We start from the raw sequence: 16617 nt of genomic DNA on the forward strand, positions 1-16617 counted from the left end.
ATGTTCGGCCGTGCCAGCCTCGATCTCCTCCGCAAACGTGTCCTGCTCGCGCGGTGACGCCTTCCGCACTGGATCACAAGATCGTCGACAGAACCCTGACCTTCACGTTCACACAGTCGATGAACACGACCGGGTAGACGCTGTCCAGCGGACGGTTCTGCCATTCCGCCATGCCGGCCATCACGCTGTCGGTGATCGTGGAGATCGTGGACTTGGAGATCTCCGCGCCATACACCTCGGCGAGATGCGCGGAGATCTCCCCATGCGTGAGTCCTTTCGCCGACAGCGACAGGACCATCTCGTCCACCCCGCCCAGACGCCGCTGACGCTTCCTGACCAGCTGCGGCTCGAACGACCCGGCCCGGTCCCGCGGCACAGCGATCTCGACCGGCCCCGACTCGGTGATCACCGTCTTGGACCGGTGCCCGTTGCGGTAGTTCTCCCTACCGCCCTCGGCCCGCTCACCGGGCTCATGGCCCAGATGATCAGTGAGCTCGCCCTCCAGCGCGGATTCCAGCACCCGCTTGGTCAGCTGTTGCAGGAGGCCACCCTCCCCGGTGAGCTTCACGCCACCGGCCTGAGCCCGGGCAACCAACTCGGCGACCAGCCCGTCATCCACGGCGCTCGTCCCACTCACAGTGGCCTTCCCGGCCTCGGTGTCACTCGTCACGTCAGTCATCAACTGTCGCTTCCAGCTCGGGAGTTACACCACTCACCGTACAGACCCGAGCATCGCTGACCTGCCCTGGCCCAGACCCTGCGCTACCACAGACTGGCTGTGTCAGTTTCTGGGGGAGTCGTTTCGTCGTGACTTCGGGAGTCGTTTCTCGGGGAGCGGCGTGATCAATGTCAGTGACTTTTAGTGTCGCTCGGGTGCTGTGGAGCCGCCCGCCTGGTCACGATGAGAACCGGAACATCCCGTTGGGCGGGCAGCGCGCCGCCGAGGCCCGACACGGCCTGCGCCGACCTGCGATTCACGTGCTCGGGAACAGGGGCCCGCCCGCCATGAGGCCGCCGTCGACCACGAGAATGTGCCCGGTGACGTAGCTCGCCTTGTCCGAACCCAGGTACTGGACAGCCTCGGCGATCTCCTCCGGGGTGCCTGCCCGGTGCATAGGCAGCACCGAATCGACCGCGTCACGCGCCGTGTCGTCGCCGGTGAACCGCTCGTACATAGCGGTCCGGGTGTAGCCAGGCGCGACCGCATTGACCCGGATACCGTGGGCGGCGCCTTCGAGTGCGGCCGCCTTGGTGATGCCGACGACGGCGTGCTTGCTGCCGACGTACAAGGTCACCCCGGGGTAACCCATCATGCCCAAGGTGGAGCTGACGTTGATGATGCTGCCGCCGCCCTGTTCCCCCATGACCCGGAACTCGTGCTTCAAGCACAGCAGCGTTCCCTTGACATTGGTATCGAAGGTGGCCTGGTAAGCCTCGTCGGTCACCTCGGTGACAGGGCCGGGTGTTCCTTCCGTGCCGGCGTTGTTGACAGCGACATCGATCCGCCCGAACCGCGCGACCGCACGGTCGACGAGGTCCTTCGCATCGGCGTCGAAACGGACGTCGGCACGCACGAACTCCGCCGGGGCGCCGAGGCCGGCCAGCTCCCCGGCAAACTGCTCACCCACGTCCTCATGGCGGCCGGAGACCACAAGGTTCGCGCCTTGACGTGCGTAAGCCAAGGCGGTGGCGCGGCCGATACCGGTGAGCGCGCCCGTGATGAGTACGACGGGATCAGACACGTCGAGGGTCCTTCCTGCAACCACCCAGGTGAACGACGGGCAAGCGGTTCGGAACCCGCACGACACTGGGTTCCTCTTCGGGCCGGGGCATATCCACCGGTACGCCCACACGGAAGGTGTCCCAGGCGGACGACAGCCGCATCGGACCCGAGCGCCTATCCATCGAACGGCGGCACTCGATGGCCCGTATGGCCTAGCGACGGCAGCCGGGACAGACGACTCGAGAGCGGTCACGCAGGCGGGAGGCGAACGCCGCAAGCCCCCTGGTGACATCAAAACAAGCTGACATCGCAAACTCGCTCAGCCAGTGACTCCCACGGTCACATCGAAACGACTTCCGCGGTCACGTACAAAGCCAACAGACAGGCATTCGGACAGTTCCAATACCCGACGTCACCATTAGCCCCAGTCGCAGATCTGCAGCTGCAGTCCCTGCTGGCCGAGCCCGCAGCGGACGTGACTGGCATCGCCGGGCTGACGCAGGAGCGGATGACCGCGCTCTTCGCGCGGATCGCCTGCGAGAGCGAGGGTGTCCAGGATTTGGACGACCGGATGGAGGTCACGTGAACCGGCGGGGCCGGTCGGCCGCGCTGCCCAATGCGCCGCACCACCGCCCCGTGGTCCGCGAACCGGGCGGCCTCGTCGTCCGCCACCGCAGCGCGAAGGGCTCGGTGGCCGACTACGACTTCAGCACCCTGCCGCTGGCACCGGCCATGCAGCGCTCCTGGGCTGCGCTGTTCGCCGCCAGATGCGCCCCTGGCGGCGGCTGGAATTCGCTGTCCGCGAGCCGGTCGACCTGGAAGGAACTGCGGGCCTTCGCCCGGTTCCTCGCCGCCCAGGATCAGCCGCCGACGGATGTCGACGAGCTGACAGTGGCGGTCTGGAACGCCTGGCGGATCAGCCGCCCGCGAAGCGCATCGGGCCGGTCTCAGATCTTCATGATTGCCGGTTTCCTGCGGCCGGATTCACGTCTTCCCCAGCCGGTCCGTGAGGCCATGGCCAAGCGTGTTCCGCGAGTCGAGAAGGCGGAGACGGCGTTCACTCCGGACGAATTGCGGCAGCTTCGCCTCGCCGCCCAGCGGATGTTCCGCTCCGCTTGTCTGCGCATTCGCGAGAACACGGAGCTGCTGCACCGGTGGCTGGCTGGCGCCGTGGAGCCCGGCACTCGTCAGTGGCTCATCGGCGAGGCCCTGGACTGTCTGGCTCGGACCGGTGACGTTCCCCAGTACGTGGGATCTGACGGACGTCGCCGCGGGGTGGTCTCGCGCTATGTGTTCGCTTTGGGTGGCGAGAACGCCGCGGCCACCTGGGAACGGCTCTTTCTGAACCGCATGGAGGCGGTCGCTCTGGCGGTGCTGCTGGTGACCGACCACGGGCTGAACGCCACCACTGTGTCCGAGCTGCCCGTTCCCCGTGCGACCCCCGACTCGGGCGAGGGCGCCTTCCCGGTCTATCGGATCGAGCTGGAAAAGCGCCGCCGTGGTGCCGACCGGCATTTCGAGACCAGGAACATCACTGACTTCGGCGCCGACTCGCCCGGACGCCTGATCACCCAGGCTTTGGAGGCGACGGCCTATGCCCGCGCCTTGGTGGCCGAACACGCTCCCGGCCTGGACCGGTTGCTGCTCTGGCGCACGAACAGGCCCTGCCAGGGGAAGAGAGACGACGAACTTCGGGTCGGCGTGATCGGCGTCGGTCTGCACCACACGGCACCCTACGTCTGGGGACAGCAGGTGGGACTGGCCGGTTCGCCCATGCGGCGTCTACGCAAAACGGTCAACGTCCCGCACAGGCGCGAGCCCGGGCAGAACACCCAGGACACCCACGACAGCGTCTACGTGCTGTCCGAGCCTCAGGCCCAGCAGGCCGCCGCCGATGTGATCGCCGACGGCATCACCGACGCCCTCGACCACGCTCGCCGCACCCTGCGGGCGCGGCTCAGTGATGCGGCCCAGCCCGGCGACTTGGAGACGGTCACCGCGGCGTGCACCGACTACCACCACAGCCCGTTCACGGGCAGTGGCTCCGGCTGCCGGGCCTCGTTCCTGCTCTGCACCGCCTGCCCGAACGCCCGTGTCACTCCGATCCACCATCCCCGGCTCGCGCATCTCCACCAGGGCATCGAAGGTCTGCGGACCGTCCTGGACCCGGCGGTCTGGTCTGCCGACTGGGGCAATGCCCACGCCCGTCTGGACGATCTGCAGAATCGGCTCGGTCCGCACGTTTGGCGCGAGGCGCTTTCCCGAGTCACGGCCGCCGACCGCGAGGCCATCGAGCAACTCCTGAACGGACATTACGACCTGTGACCCTGCCCATCGCCGTGTCGCTTGTGCCGTCTCCGGAGACGGCGAGCATCCGGTCCGACCGTGTCGTCGCCGAGTACACCGGACCCATCGCCCGCTACGACGCCCCCGTGTGGCCGCTGGACCCGCTGATCGCCAACCCCACCAGCAGACGAAGAATCTGCTGGGACGAACGCGCACCACACCCAGGCGCAGCGCTTTGTCCGTGCCCGCAGAGCCGAGCGGCAAGGCCGGTCGGCCTATCAGTCAGGTCGCCTACCGCGGAAAGGCCCTGAGTCAATCAGCCCCAAGATGTCCGAGTTCAACGGAGTGTAGTCAGCACCAAGTCAGCACGGGAGGGGTGAGCACAGGTGATGACGTGGGCTTTTAGTCAGCACCAAACCAGCACGGGAGTCAGCACCGCACCATCAAATCACCCTGAACTGCGCGTCCCGGACGGCACTTGATTTGACCACCATCGCTCCCCTGAACCGCCTTTCCACGAGCCGGCATGGTGGCCGCACGCATAGCGAACCCTCGAACTATGTTGCCCCGCCACATGTGCGCCTGACCTGCGGATTCCTACGGTGTGGCGACACGCAAACGTCCCCGTCACACCCCAGGAAGTGGTGCCGATGTCGTCGCCCGCAGCCGCTCCACCAGCCCCCGCCAGCCTCAAGCGCATCGTCGCCGCGTCCCTCATCGGCACCACTATCGAGTGGTACGACTTCTTCCTGTACGGCTCTGCGGCCGCCCTCGTCTTCAACAAGCTGTTCTTTCCCGGCTCGGACCCTCTCGTCGGCACACTGCTGTCGTTCCTGACCTACGCCGTCGGGTTCGCCGCCCGGCCGCTCGGAGCGCTGGTGTTCGGGCACTACGGAGACCGCCTCGGACGCAAGCGGCTGCTGGTGCTGAGTCTGCTGCTGATGGGTGGTGCGACCTTCGCCATCGGACTGCTGCCGACGCATGCGACGGTCGGCAGCGCCGCACCCGTGCTGCTGACCCTCCTGCGGCTGGTGCAGGGGTTCGCGCTCGGCGGTGAGTGGGGCGGCGCCGTCCTGCTGGTGTCCGAGCACGGGGACGCGCGCCGGCGCGGGTTCTGGGCGTCGTGGCCGCAGACCGGCGCGCCGGCCGGGCAGTTGCTCGCGACCGGTGTGCTCTCGCTGCTCACCGCCGTGCTGTCGGACGACGCCTTCGTGGGCTGGGGCTGGCGAATCCCGTTCCTGCTCTCCGGTGTCCTGGTCGTCGTCGGTCTGTGGGTGCGCCTCTCCGTCGACGAATCGCCCGTGTTCCGGGAGGCGTTGGCGCGGTCCGAGGCCCGGCGGAGTGCCGGGACTCCCGAACTGCCGCCGCTCGTCTCGGTGTTGCGGCACCACTGGCGCGATGTGCTGGTGGCGATGGGCGCCCGGATGGCGGAGAACATCAGCTACTACGTCATCACCGCCTTCATCCTCGTGTACGCCACCACGTCCGCCGACGTCTCCAAGCAGACCGCCCTGAACGCCGTGCTCATCGGCTCCGCCGTGCACTTCGCCGTGATCCCGGCGTGGGGCGCGCTCTCCGACCGGGTCGGACGGCGGCCCGTCTATCTGCTGGGCGCGGCCGGGATCGGGCTGTGGATGTTCCCGTTCTTCGCCCTGGTGGACACCGGGCGGTTCGGTTATCTGGTGCTGGCGGTGACCGTCGGTCTGGTGCTGCACGGCGCCATGTACGCGCCCCAGGCCGCCTTCTTCTCCGAGATGTTCGCGACCCGGATGCGCTACTCCGGCGCCTCCGTCGGCGCCCAGTTCGCCTCCGTCGCCGCCGGGGCACCGGCCCCGCTGATCGCCACCGCGCTCCTGTCGGCCTACGGCAGCTCGACCCCGATCGCCCTGTATGTGATCGCGGCCTGCCTGCTCACCCTGGTCGCGGTGGCCGCGGCGAAGGAGACCCGGCGGCGCGACCTGGCCGACGACGGCACCGGGACCGTCACGGCGAGCAGCAGGGCCGACGCACACACCGGGTGAGCGTGCGCCGCTGGTCCCCGGGGATCAGCGGTGCTCCGGTGGCGCCCCCAACCGGTGCAGGCGCAACGCAAGTTGGATCTCCAGGACGCGTGCGGGGCTCTGCCAGTCGTCGCCGAGGAGGCGGGCCACCCGCTCCAGCCGCTGGGCCACCGTGTTCACATGGACATGGAGATCGTCCTTCGTACGGGCCGGGCTCATCCCGGAGGCGAAGTAGGCGTCGAGGGTGCGCAGCAGTTCCGTGCCGCGCCGTGCGTCGTACGCGACGACCGGGCCGATGGTGCGTTCGACGAATCCGGTGACGTCCCGTTCGCCGGCGAGGAGCAGGCCGAGGAAACCGAAGTCCTCGGCGGCGGCGCCGTCCCCGCCCCGGCCGAGGACGTGGAGCGCGTCGACGCAGCGGCGGCCCTCGGCATAGCCGGCGCCCACGGTGTCGGGCCGGACGGCGAGGTCGGCGACGGGCGCGGAGGCACCGACGGTCACCGGCTGGTGGACGGCGGTGCCGAGCCGGCGGGCGGTGTGCCGCGCCACATCGGCGGCGGTGTCACCGGGGTCCAGGGGCAGCAGCAGGACGGTGCCGCCGTCACGGGCCGCGGCCAGGCCGTGCCGGGTGGTGGCGAGGTGGGAGGCGGCCGACCAGAGCCGGCGGCGGGCAGCCGCCTCCTCCTCGGCACTGGCCGCCGGGCCGTCCAGCCGGGCGGCGAGCACGACATGGGTGGCGTCGAGGTCGGCGTGCAACCGGGCGGCGCGGTCGCGCAGTTGGCGCGGATCGCGGTCGCGCGCGTCGAGGAGGTCGTCCAACAGCTCGCCGCGCACCCGCTGTTCGGCCTCGGCGGCGGAGCGGCGGGCCAGCAGGAGCAGCGAGGTGACCATCGCGGCGCGTTCCAGGGTGCGCTGGTCGACGGGGTCGAAGCCGGGGCGGCCGCGCAGTACCAGCGCGCCGAGCAGTTCGCCACCGGCGGCGACCGCGGCGATCCAGTCGTCGCCGTGCCGGACCGCGTGCCCTTCCGTGCGCGAGGTCGCCAGCGAGCGGGCGTCAGCGGTGTCGGTGAACTCCACGGTGCCGCCGAGGACTTGGGAGACGGCGGCGGCCACGTCATGGACTCCGCCGCCGCGCAGCACGAGTTCGGCGAGCCGGTCGTGGACGTCCGAGGCCCGTTCGATGACCGCGCTGCGGTCCTTGATGATCTCGTTGGCCCGCTCCAGGCCGGCCATGGCCGCACGGGTCTCCGTGAGCAGGTTCGCCCCGTCGATGGCGGCCGCGGCCAGCGCGGCGAAGGAGCCGAGCAGTGCGATCTGCTCCCGTTCGAAGACGCGCGCCCGCCGGTCAGCCGCGAACAGCACGCCGATGACCTGCGGCCCCAGCATGAGCGGCACCCCGAGGATGGCGACCAGGCCCTCGTCGCGCACCCCGGCATCGATGGTGAGGGTGTGCTGGAAGCGGTCGTCCCTGAAGTAGTCGTCGGTGACGTAGGGCCGCGCGGTCTGTGCGACGAGCCCGCCGAGCCCCTCCCCCATACCGAGCCGCAGCTGCTGGAAGCGGGCCGCGACGGAGCCTTCGGTGACCCGCATGTAGGTGTCGCCGCGGGCCGGGTCGTTGAGGCTCAGGTAGGCGACGTCCGTGCCGAGCAGGGAGCGGGCGCGCTGGACGATCGCCTGGAGTACGGCGTCCACGTCCCGCAGTCCCGCCAGGTCGTGCGCGGTCTCGAAGAGCGCGGACAGCTCCGCCTCGCGCCGCCGTCTGCCCTCCAGTTCGGTGCGGACCCGCAGCGCGAGGAGTCTGGCCCGCTCCAGTTCGGCGATCAGCTCGGGCGGCCGGCCTTCGGCACGGGCGACCAGCAGCGGCTGCTCGTAGGCCTCCGCCGAGGCGCCCCTGGCCAGCAGTTCGAGGTACGCCGGATCGGCGCCGGAGACCACCTCGGCACCCTCGGCGAGGGCGCCGACCGCTTCTGCCGGGGCCGGCCACCTGGCGGACTGCACTTGATTGCGCGACATGGTCACAGGATTCCGCATCGTCGCCGCGGTCCGTCGGGCCTGTGGAAAACTCGCGGACCGGTTGCCGCCCTGCCCTTCAGTGGGCTGTCCAGCCGCCGTCGAGCACGAGTGAGGTGCCCGTGACGAAGGACGCCTGGGGGCCGCAGAGATAGGCCACGGCCTCGGCGACCTCTTCCGGTTCGACGAGCCGTTTCACGGCGGTGTCCGTCAGGAGCACCTCGGACAGCACCCGTTCCTCGGGGATGCCGTGCGCCCGGGCCTGGTCGGCGAGCTGCTTCTCGACCAGCGGGGTGCGCACATAGCCGGGGTTCACACAGTTCGAGGTCACGCCATGGGGTGCGCCCTCAAGGGCGGCCGTCTTGGAGAGCCCCTCCAGACCGTGTTTGGCGGCCACATAGGCGGACTTGAAGGCGGAGGCGCGCAGTCCATGGACGGAGGACACATTGACGATCCGCCCCCAGCCCTGCCCGTACATATGTGGCAGCGCGCCCCGGATGAGCCGGAACGGGGCCTCCAGCATCACCGTCAGCACGGTGTGGAAGACGTCCGGCGGGAACTCCTCGATGGGGCGCACCAGTTGGATGCCGGCGTTGTTGACGAGGACGTCGGTGCCGGCGGCGGCGCGCTCGGCCGCGTCCAGGTCGGTGAGGTCGAGGACGTACGGCTCGACGCCGCCGCCGGCCGGGCCGACGACCCGTCCGGCTGCCTCCGTCAGTTCGGCCAGCCCGGCCGCGTCCCGGTCCACGGCTCTCACCTGGGCTCCGGCGGCCGCGAGGCGGAGCGCGCAGGCGCGGCCGATGCCCCCGGCGGCACCGGTGACCAGGGCGGTACGGCCCCGCAGGTCGAGGGCGGGCGGCTGGGGGCCAGGGAGGGCGCTGGGCGAGGTCATGATCCGACCCTAGGCGGCCCTCCCCCGGGACCACATAGGGTCAGCGCACATACTTCAGCTGAAAGCCGTAGCGTCGAACCATGTGGGTGCATCCGACATGGCCTGCTTGATCCGGAACACACCGAACTCGTTCAGCTCCGGCAGGGCGTCCACGCCGAACCAGGCCACCTCCAACGACTCGTCGTCGTTGACGCGGGCCTCGCCGCCGACGGCCCGGCAGCGGAAGGTGATGTCCATGTACTGGCAGACGTCACCGTTCGGGTAGGTGACGGGGTTCAGCGCCTGGACCAGGACCACCCGCTCGGCGACACAGCGCACCGCCGTCTCCTCGAAGACCTCCCGCACGGCGCAGGCCGCGGGCTGCTCCCCGGGATCCGGAATGCCACCGATGACCGACCACTTGCGGGTGTCGGTGCGGCGGCCCAGGAGCACTCTGCCCTCGTCGTCGAAGACGATGGCGGTGATCCCGGGCAGCCACAGCAGCTGGTGGCCGGCGGAGGCCCGGATCGCATGGATGAAGTCAGGAGTGGCCATGCGCCGACCCTAACCGCCCGGTTCCCCGGAACCGGCCGAAGCCACGGGGCGTACAGCGGGTGTACGGCTACGCGTCACCGGCGCGCCGGGAGCGCAGCCCCGACCCGATCGCCCAGCCGATCCCACCCGCCGCGACCAGCACCAACGCGATCTCGGGCAGGATGCCCAGCTTGGTCGCGGGGGTCTCGGAGGTGCGCAGCGGCACCTTCTGGACCAGGTAGGCGGGCACGAACATGCCGGTCTTCTGGGTGATCTTCCCGTCCGGCATGATGATCGCGCTGACGCCGCTGGTCACCGGCACGGTGACGGTCCGGCTGTGCTCGACGGCGCGGATCCGGGACATGGCGAGCTGCTGGTAGGTCATCTCGCTGCGGTCGAACGTGGCGTTGTTGCTCGGCACGGAGATCATCTCGGCTCCGTGCGTCACGGTGTCCCGCACGTCCCAGTCGAAGGCGGCCTCGTAGCAGGTGGCGAGGCCGACCTTCGTGCCGTCGATGTCGAACACACCGGGCTTGGAGCCCCGGCTGAAGTCCTGCCGGACCATGCTGGTCCAGTTCTTGTTGATGGCGCCGACCAGACCGCGCAGCGGGAGGTACTCGCCGAAGGGCTGGATCTGCCGCTTGTCGTACGTCGCCGTCGGGCCCTTGACCGGGTCCCACAGGATCTGCTCGTTGAGGAGCTTGCCGCCCCGTTCGACGACCCCGCCGACCGAGATGGGCACGCCCATCGCCGTGGCGGCCTCGTTGATCACGGCGGCCGCGTCGGCGTCGGCGAACGGGTCGACGTCGGAGGAGTTCTCCGGCCACAGCACGAAGTCCGGCTTGGCGACCTTGCCCGCCTTGACGTCGGCGGCCAGCTTGAGCGTCTCCTTCACGTGGTAGTCCAGCACGGCCTGCCGCTGGGCCGCGAATTCAAGGCCGGCCCGCGGCACATTGCCCTGGATGACCGCGACGGTGACCGAGCCGTCCTCCGCCTTGTCGCTCACCAGTGTCCGGGCGGCGATCGCGCCGACCACGGGGACGGCCACGCTCAGCAAGGCCGCGGCCGCCGCCCCGCGCCGGATCTCCCGCGTGCGGCGCCCCTCGCCGGCCAGGCGCACCACCTCGTACAGACCGAATCCGCACAGGACGACCGCGAAGCCGAGCACGGGGGTGCCGCCCACCGCGGCGAGCGGCAGGAAGACGCCCTCCGCCTGGCCGAAGGCGATCTTGCCCCAGGGGAAGCCGCTGAAGGGTACGCGCGCGCGTACCGCCTCACCGGCGATCCACACGGCGGCCGCCCACACCGGCCAGGCCGGCAGTCTGGACACGGCGGCGACGCCCACACCGACCAGGGCGACGAAGATCGCCTCGATGGCCACCAGCGCGAGCCACGGCCCGGGGCCGACCTCGACGCCGGTCCACACCAGCAGGGGCAGCAGGAAGCCGAGTCCGAAGAGATAGCCGAGGCCGAGGGCCGCCTTCCAGGTGCGGCCGCGCAGCACCCACCCGAATCCGGCGAAGGCGGGCAGGGCCAGCCACCACAGGGTGCGCGGCGGGAAGCTGACGTACAGCAGCACTCCGCAGAGCGCGGAGGCGGCGGCCGGGACCAGACGGCGCAGCAGCCGCAGGCCGCGTTCGCGGGGCGCGAGGGGCGGTGTGAGCTGGTCCGACTGGTCGACGGAAGTTGCGGTGGCGGTCACTCCGGGAGTGTACGGCGGCCGACTGTGCGGCCGACAGCACGGTCTCGGCATGCAGGAATCACACCGTTCCCGCTCAAGTCGTCCACAAAACGGGCATCACCGGTTACGGTGAGCCGAGGCGGGTGGCGGGGCCTGCCACAGGTCGGGGGACCGGGTACGGGGGGCGACGGTGGGGTCGACCGGGATGACGTCCGCTGTCGCGGCGGACGCGGACAACGACAGACGAAACGTTTCTGACGCGGTGGGCGTCGTGGTGCTCGGGGCGTGCGCCGTATGGCCGCTGCTCTCGGCGGCCGGGCGGGACGGACGGCCCGAGGGCGTACTGCTGGCGGTGCTCGCCGTGGCCGCGGGCTATGCCGCGGGCCGGATGTCGGGGTCGCTGTGGCCGGTGGCCGCGCCCTCCGTGGGCGGGCTGGCCGGGCTGGCCCTGGCGGTGGCGATGCCCGAGGTGACCGCGGGCCCTCAGTTCACGGCACCGCTCGGCCATGCCGGTGCCGTCGCGGCGCTGCTGGTCCTCGCGACGGGTGGCGTGTGCTGTGCCGCCTGGGCGACACCGGTTCCGGCGCTGCGGTTCGGGCTGCGGGCGCTGGCCGCCGCGATCGCGGTGACCGGGGCGGCCATGGGCTCGGCGATGGGGTGCGTGGCCAGTGCCGCTGTGCTGCTGTGCTCCCTGGCCGCCGGCCGGCTGCGCGGTCGGGGCCCGGGCATCGCCGGGCTGGCCCTGGCCGCCGCGCTGGTGACCGGCACGGTCTGGGCGGTCGCCGCGAACGTCCTGCCCACCGGCCTCACCACCGCCCTGTCGGGCCCCCTCACCGAGCGCCGCGTCCAGCTGTGGCGGGACGCCCTGCATCTCGCCCGGCGGAACAGCGCCCTGGGCGTCGGACCCGGGCGGTTCGGCGAGCTGAGCGGCACCGCGTCCGAGGCCCTGCTGCCCGACGGCAAGCCGCACTCCGCGCCGCTCCAGCAGGCCGCCGAACAGGGACTGGTCGGTGTCCTCCTGCTGGCCGCCGCGTTCTGCTGGATCCTCTACGCCCTGTGGCGCTCGACCCGCTCCACGCCGGTCGTGCTCACCGCGGGCGCGGCGCTCACGGCGCTGGCCGCGGTCGCCGCGGTCGGCGACGCGCTGAGTTTCACGACGGTGTCGGCGGGCGCGGGCCTGCTGGCGGGCCTGGCGACGGCCCGGCCATGGGTCGCGGGTGTCCCACAGGGTTGAGACCGACCAGAGCTGAAGGCACCCCTATATATGTCCCGCACCCATGTGTCCGAGCCACACAGCCCCGTCGGCCACCTCAGTGCGCGGTACCGGGTGTGATGGTCCGCAGGCGTTCCCTGATGACCCGGACCGCCGACTCGGCGTTGTCCACGGTGATCGTGAAGGTGTGGCCGTCCCACAGGCGCAGGACGATGCCCTCGCCGCGGCGGACGACGACGGCCGTGCCCTTCTCGGGCCGCCAGCGGTAGCCCCAGCCGCCCCAGTGACGCGGGGTGATCTGTGGGGTGAAGTCGGCGCCGACCACTTGGGAGAGCGGGATACGACGGCGCGGTACCCCTATATGGCCGCACCGGACCTCGAGGCACTCCTTGTCGAGCTTCAGGTCGACATGCACGAAGGCGAGGGTGCCGAAGAGGACCAGCAGCCCGGCGGCGATGCAGCCCACGACCGCCATCACCAGCGGGGCGATCCCCGAGGTCCAGGCGGAGTCCACGGCCAGTTCGACGCCGAGTGCCATGCAGGCGGCGCCGACCAGCGCCAGCAGCCACTGGACCCGGTTGGTGGCGCGCCCCGTCCAGACATCCGGCTGCGGGGAGTCCTTCTTGTCCAGGGAGCGGTCGTGGGGGTGGTCCCTCATATCTACGAGATTACTCAGGTTTCGCTGCGCGGGTACCGCGTTGCGGAGGGTGACTGCTCAGATCGGCGGTATTCGCGGCCCCGAGGGCTCACTGGGACGCGGCGGGGCTGGCCGTCCGCAGCAGGCGGGCCTCGGCGTAGCCGAGCGCGGCCTCGGGGAGCTCGCCCTCACGGCCGTTGAGCAGCACCGTCACCGTGCCGGTGGCGGGTGCGTCGGGGGCGGGCTGCGCACCGATCCGGCGCAGCGCCTGGGCCGCCACCGCCACGGCGGAGCCGTGCAGGACGACGGTTGCGGCACCGGGGGGCTGCACGGCGGCACGGATACGTTCCGCCAGAAGTTCGTAATGGGTGCAGCCCAGGACGACGGTCCTTACATCGTCGGGCGTGAGCTCGGCCGCGGCCCTCACGGCGGCGTCGACGGCCGCCTGGTCGGCGTGCTCCACGGCCTCGGCGAGGCCCCAGCAGGGCACCTCGGTGACCGGCACGCCGTCGGCGAACGACTCGATCAGGCCCCGCTGGTAGGCACTGCCGGTGGTCGCGGGGGTAGCCCAGATCGCGACCGGGCCGCCGGCCGCCACGGCCGGCTTGATCGCCGGGACGGTGCCGATGACGGGGATGCCGGGTTCCAGGCGGGCTCGCAGTGCGGGCAGGGAGTGCACGGTCGCCGTGTTGCAGCCGACGATCAGCGCGTCGGGGTGGCGGGCGGCCGCGGCCTCGGCGACCGCCAGGGCGCGCTCGGTGATGCCCTCGGGGGTGCGTGGCCCCCAGGGCATGCCCTCGGGGTCGAAGGAGAGGACGAGATCCGCGTCGGGGCGCAGCCGCCGTACCGCTGCGGTGGCCGCCAGCAGGCCGATTCCGGAGTCGATGAGCGCGATCTTCACCCGGCCACGATAGACGATGGGCCGTTGGGGAAGGTCCCATGGGGCAGACTGCGCGGGTGAGCGCCATCGTGTGGACCGCCGCCGTATCCCTCGCCGCCTGGCTGTGGCTGCTGCTCTGCCAGGGTTTCTTCTGGCGCACCGACGTCCGGCTGCCGCCCCGGCACGATCCCGGGGAGTGGCCGGATGTGTGCGTGGTCGTGCCGGCCCGGGACGAGGCGCCCGTACTGCCCCTGAGTCTGCCGTCGCTGCTGGCGCAGGACTATCCGGGGCGGGCGGAGGTGTTCCTGGTCGACGACGGCAGTACGGACGGCACCGGGGAGCTGGCCCGGGAGCTGGCCGCACGCCACGGGGGGCTGCCGCTGACGGTGACCTCGCCCGGCGAGCCGCCGGCGGGCTGGACGGGCAAGCTGTGGGCGGTACGGCACGGCATCTCTCTGGCACGCGCGCGTGGTCCCGAGTACCTGCTGCTGACGGACGCGGACATCGCACACGAGCCGGACAGCCTGCGGCTGCTGGTGGCGTCCGCGCGTACCGGGGGCTTCGACGTGGTCTCGCAGATGGCGCGGCTGCGGGTGGCGAGCCTGTGGGAGCGGCTCGTGGTCCCCGCGTTCGTCTACTTCTTCGCCCAGCTGTACCCGTTCCGCCGGATCGGCCGGAAGGGGTCGCGTACGGCGGCAGCGGCGGGCGGCTGTGTGCTGTTGCGCGCCGACACGGCGGAGAAGGCGCGCATCCCGGAGGCGATCCGGCACGCGGTGATCGACGACGTGGCGCTCGCCCGCGCGGTGAAGGGCTCCGGCGGGCACGTCTGGCTGGGGCTGGCGGACCGGGTGGACAGCGTGCGGCCCTATCCCCGGCTGCACGACCTGTGGCGCATGGTCTCCCGCAGTGCGTACGCGCAGCTGCGGCACAACCCGCTGCTGCTCCTCGGTACGGTCGCCGGTCTCGCACTGGTCTACCTGGTGCCCCCGGCGGCGGTGCTGGCGGGCGCGGTCACCGGCAGCCCGACGGCGGCGCTCGTCGGGGCGGCGGCCTGGCTGGTGATGACCGCGACGTACCTGCCGATGCTCCGCTACTACCGGCAGCCGCCGTGGCTCGCCCCCCTGCTGCCGTTCACCGCGTTCCTCTATCTCCTGATGACGGTCGACTCGGCGGTGCAGCACTACCGCGGGCGTGGGGCCGCCTGGAAGGGCCGTACGTACGCGCGTCCCGACACCGCGGCCGACGAGGGCTGACCGCCGCCCGTACTGTCACTTGCGGCCGGGCGTCCAGTTCATGCCCCAGCCGTAGGCGCGGTCGACGGTCCGCTGCGGGCTCACCCCGCGCTCCGGGACCAGATAACGCGCCTCACGCTGCACGATCAGGTCGCCGCCGGTGTTGGTGAGCAGGGCGAGCGCGCACACGGTCGAGGGGACTGTGCACTCGTCCAGGGAGAAGTCGATCGGGGCGCCGTGCTGGGGCTGGAGGGTGACGGTGGCGTGCAGGTCGGCGAAGGACCTGGCGCCCTGGTAGATCGTGACGAAGACCAGGATGCGCCGGAAGTCCTGTTTGTGGTCGAGGTTGACGGTGAGGTTCTCGCCGCTGGCCACCCCGCCGGTGCGGTCGTCGCCGTCGAGATGGATGTACGGCGGCCTGGCGAGCGAGCCGAAGGCGTTGCCCAGCGCCTGGACGACGCCCTTGCGGCCGTCGGCGAGTTCGTACAGGGCACACAGGTCGAGATCGAGGTCGGACCCGCCGTGCCGGCCGCCCCAGCCCGGGGACTGCTTGCGGACCTGCCAGTTGAGGTTGACGCGCAGCGAGCCCGAGGTGCCGCCCTGTTTGGCCAGGGAGACGGAGGGCGCCGCTTTGGTGAGCGTCACCTTGGACAGGCGCACCGGCGCGGGCGGCGGGACGGGCAGGCCGCCGGTGGTCGGCGCCGGGGGCTGCGGGAAGGGGAGACCGCCGGACGGCGGAGGCGTCGGGGCCGGCGCCTGCGGGGCGGCGAGGGGCGCGGTCACCGTGGGCGTGACCGGCGGGGCGGAGCGGGGCGTTGCCGGCGGTGCCGGCGATGCCGGCGATGCCGGACGCTGCGGCTCGTCCACCGTGATCCCGAAGTCGGTGGCGAGTCCTTCGAGCCCGCTGCTGTAGCCCTGTCCCACGGCACGGAATTTCCAGCCGCCCTGGCGCCGGTACAACTCACCCAGGACGAAAGCGGTTTCCACCGTGGCGCCGTTACTGTCGAACCGGGCGAGCTCATTCCCGTCGGCCGCGTCGCGGACCTCGATGTAGAGACCGGGGACCTGGCCGAACGTGCCGCCGTCGGCGGAGGCCGCCAGGACGATCTTCTCGATCGGGGCCTCCACGCGCGGGAGATCGACGAAAAGGGTGTCCGTGACCTGGCCGCCGGAGTGCCGTTTGCCTTCGTGGCGGACCGCGCCGGAGGCGTGCGCGGGCTGGTTGTAGAAGACGAAGTCGCCGTCGGAGCGCACTTTTCCGGCGACCAGCAGCAGCGCCGAGGCATCCGCGTCGGGGGTACCGGGGCCGGAGCGCCAGCCCAATTCGACACGTAGCGCCGTGGTCGGCACCGGTGTATTGGATCCTTTCGGCATTGTCATGTCCGCCCCCATCGCATGTCGGCATGCCGGGCACGCCCGGCGGTCCCAGATCATCCCTACCCGCACAACCTATTCCCGGGGACAGGGAAGTCCCATCTGCGGCACAGGAAGATCCCTGTCCAACCGCCGGTAACCAGCGCGGAACTCGGCCTTTACACGATCAGAACGTT

At 71.1% G+C, this 16617-nt stretch carries 12 protein-coding genes and 1 pseudogene; 4 read left to right on the forward strand and 9 right to left on the reverse strand.

Annotation, left to right across the window (positions count from 1 at the left end):
* Positions 1 to 94: 94 nt before the first annotated feature.
* Positions 95 to 679, reverse strand: a pseudogene (locus tag ACGFZQ_RS33310) (transposase); the annotation flags it as partial.
* A gap of 295 nt (positions 680 to 974) precedes the next feature.
* On the reverse strand, positions 975 to 1742 hold the full coding sequence (locus ACGFZQ_RS33315) for an SDR family NAD(P)-dependent oxidoreductase (RefSeq protein ID WP_393843458.1): 768 nt from the start codon (positions 1740 to 1742) through the stop codon (positions 975 to 977).
* Positions 1743 to 2413: 671 nt separating this feature from the next.
* On the opposite strand from ACGFZQ_RS33315, the gene ACGFZQ_RS33320 reads away from it, so the two are divergent.
* Entirely contained in the window at positions 2414 to 4048 is a 1635-nt protein-coding gene (locus tag ACGFZQ_RS33320; protein ID WP_393843459.1) for a hypothetical protein, read from the forward strand.
* Between the two features lie 611 nt (positions 4049 to 4659).
* Positions 4660 to 6030, forward strand: coding sequence for an MFS transporter (locus ACGFZQ_RS33325; protein WP_393843460.1), 1371 nt, complete (start codon positions 4660 to 4662; stop codon positions 6028 to 6030).
* Positions 6031 to 6054: 24 nt separating this feature from the next.
* Here ACGFZQ_RS33325 and ACGFZQ_RS33330 read toward each other — a convergent pair whose 3' ends face one another.
* The 4 genes from ACGFZQ_RS33330 to lnt all read right to left on the reverse strand — a co-directional run bounded on the left by ACGFZQ_RS33330 (position 6055) and on the right by lnt (position 11126).
* A complete protein-coding gene (locus tag ACGFZQ_RS33330; protein ID WP_393843461.1) occupies positions 6055 to 8022 on the reverse strand; it encodes a helix-turn-helix domain-containing protein in 1968 nt (655 codons plus the stop codon).
* 76 nt (positions 8023 to 8098) lie between these two features.
* Positions 8099 to 8911: a 3-hydroxybutyrate dehydrogenase gene (locus tag ACGFZQ_RS33335; protein ID WP_351742716.1), complete on the reverse strand. Its 813-nt coding sequence runs from the start codon at positions 8909 to 8911 to the stop codon at positions 8099 to 8101.
* A gap of 54 nt (positions 8912 to 8965) precedes the next feature.
* The gene (locus ACGFZQ_RS33340; RefSeq protein ID WP_393843462.1) at positions 8966 to 9445 is read right to left on the reverse strand and encodes an NUDIX domain-containing protein; all 480 of its coding nucleotides are present in this window, start codon (positions 9443 to 9445) and stop codon (positions 8966 to 8968) included.
* Between the two features lie 67 nt (positions 9446 to 9512).
* Positions 9513 to 11126, reverse strand: a complete 1614-nt coding sequence (gene lnt / locus ACGFZQ_RS33345) for an apolipoprotein N-acyltransferase (RefSeq protein ID WP_393843463.1) — start codon at positions 11124 to 11126, stop codon at positions 9513 to 9515.
* Positions 11127 to 11310: 184 nt separating this feature from the next.
* Between lnt and ACGFZQ_RS33350 the strand changes: the two genes are divergently transcribed.
* The gene (locus ACGFZQ_RS33350) at positions 11311 to 12339 is read left to right on the forward strand and encodes an O-antigen ligase family protein (protein ID WP_393843464.1); all 1029 of its coding nucleotides are present in this window, start codon (positions 11311 to 11313) and stop codon (positions 12337 to 12339) included.
* A 76-nt stretch (positions 12340 to 12415) separates the two neighbouring features.
* Here the strand turns inward: ACGFZQ_RS33350 and ACGFZQ_RS33355 are convergent, their stop codons facing one another.
* Both ACGFZQ_RS33355 and ACGFZQ_RS33360 read right to left on the reverse strand, forming a co-directional pair.
* The gene (locus tag ACGFZQ_RS33355; RefSeq protein WP_393843465.1) at positions 12416 to 12976 is read right to left on the reverse strand and encodes a hypothetical protein; all 561 of its coding nucleotides are present in this window, start codon (positions 12974 to 12976) and stop codon (positions 12416 to 12418) included.
* A gap of 88 nt (positions 12977 to 13064) precedes the next feature.
* Positions 13065 to 13856, reverse strand: a complete 792-nt coding sequence (locus ACGFZQ_RS33360; RefSeq protein ID WP_393843466.1) for a glutamate racemase — start codon at positions 13854 to 13856, stop codon at positions 13065 to 13067.
* 38 nt (positions 13857 to 13894) lie between these two features.
* Between ACGFZQ_RS33360 and ACGFZQ_RS33365 the strand changes: the two genes are divergently transcribed.
* Entirely contained in the window at positions 13895 to 15088 is a 1194-nt protein-coding gene (locus ACGFZQ_RS33365) for a glycosyltransferase (RefSeq protein WP_393843467.1), read from the forward strand.
* Positions 15089 to 15103: 15 nt separating this feature from the next.
* On the opposite strand, the gene ACGFZQ_RS33370 is transcribed toward ACGFZQ_RS33365, so the two are convergent.
* Positions 15104 to 16447 (reverse strand): TerD family protein, encoded by a 1344-nt coding sequence (locus tag ACGFZQ_RS33370; RefSeq protein WP_393843468.1) that lies wholly within the window; start codon positions 16445 to 16447, stop codon positions 15104 to 15106.
* Between the last annotated feature and the right edge of the window lie 170 nt (positions 16448 to 16617).

It is taken from the genome of Streptomyces sp. NPDC048254 (assembly GCF_043201895.1).
In the GTDB taxonomy this organism is placed as follows: Bacteria; Actinomycetota; Actinomycetes; order Streptomycetales; family Streptomycetaceae; genus Streptomyces.

Excerpts from the sequence above, each read along its gene's own strand:
- ACGFZQ_RS33335 (WP_351742716.1), bottom strand. The coding sequence starts at position 8,911 with ATGACCTCGCCCAGCGCCCTCCCTGGCCCCCAGCCGCCCGCCCTCGAC.
- ACGFZQ_RS33365 (WP_393843467.1), top strand. The coding sequence starts at position 13,895 with ATGGGGCAGACTGCGCGGGTGAGCGCCATCGTGTGGACCGCCGCCGTA.
- ACGFZQ_RS33325 (WP_393843460.1), top strand. The coding sequence starts at position 4,660 with ATGTCGTCGCCCGCAGCCGCTCCACCAGCCCCCGCCAGCCTCAAGCGC.
- ACGFZQ_RS33350 (WP_393843464.1), top strand. The coding sequence starts at position 11,311 with ATGACGTCCGCTGTCGCGGCGGACGCGGACAACGACAGACGAAACGTT.
- ACGFZQ_RS33355 (WP_393843465.1), bottom strand. The coding sequence starts at position 12,976 with ATGAGGGACCACCCCCACGACCGCTCCCTGGACAAGAAGGACTCCCCG.
- ACGFZQ_RS33370 (WP_393843468.1), bottom strand. The coding sequence starts at position 16,447 with ATGACAATGCCGAAAGGATCCAATACACCGGTGCCGACCACGGCGCTA.
- ACGFZQ_RS33340 (WP_393843462.1), bottom strand. The coding sequence starts at position 9,445 with ATGGCCACTCCTGACTTCATCCATGCGATCCGGGCCTCCGCCGGCCAC.
- ACGFZQ_RS33330 (WP_393843461.1), bottom strand. The coding sequence starts at position 8,022 with ATGTCGCGCAATCAAGTGCAGTCCGCCAGGTGGCCGGCCCCGGCAGAA.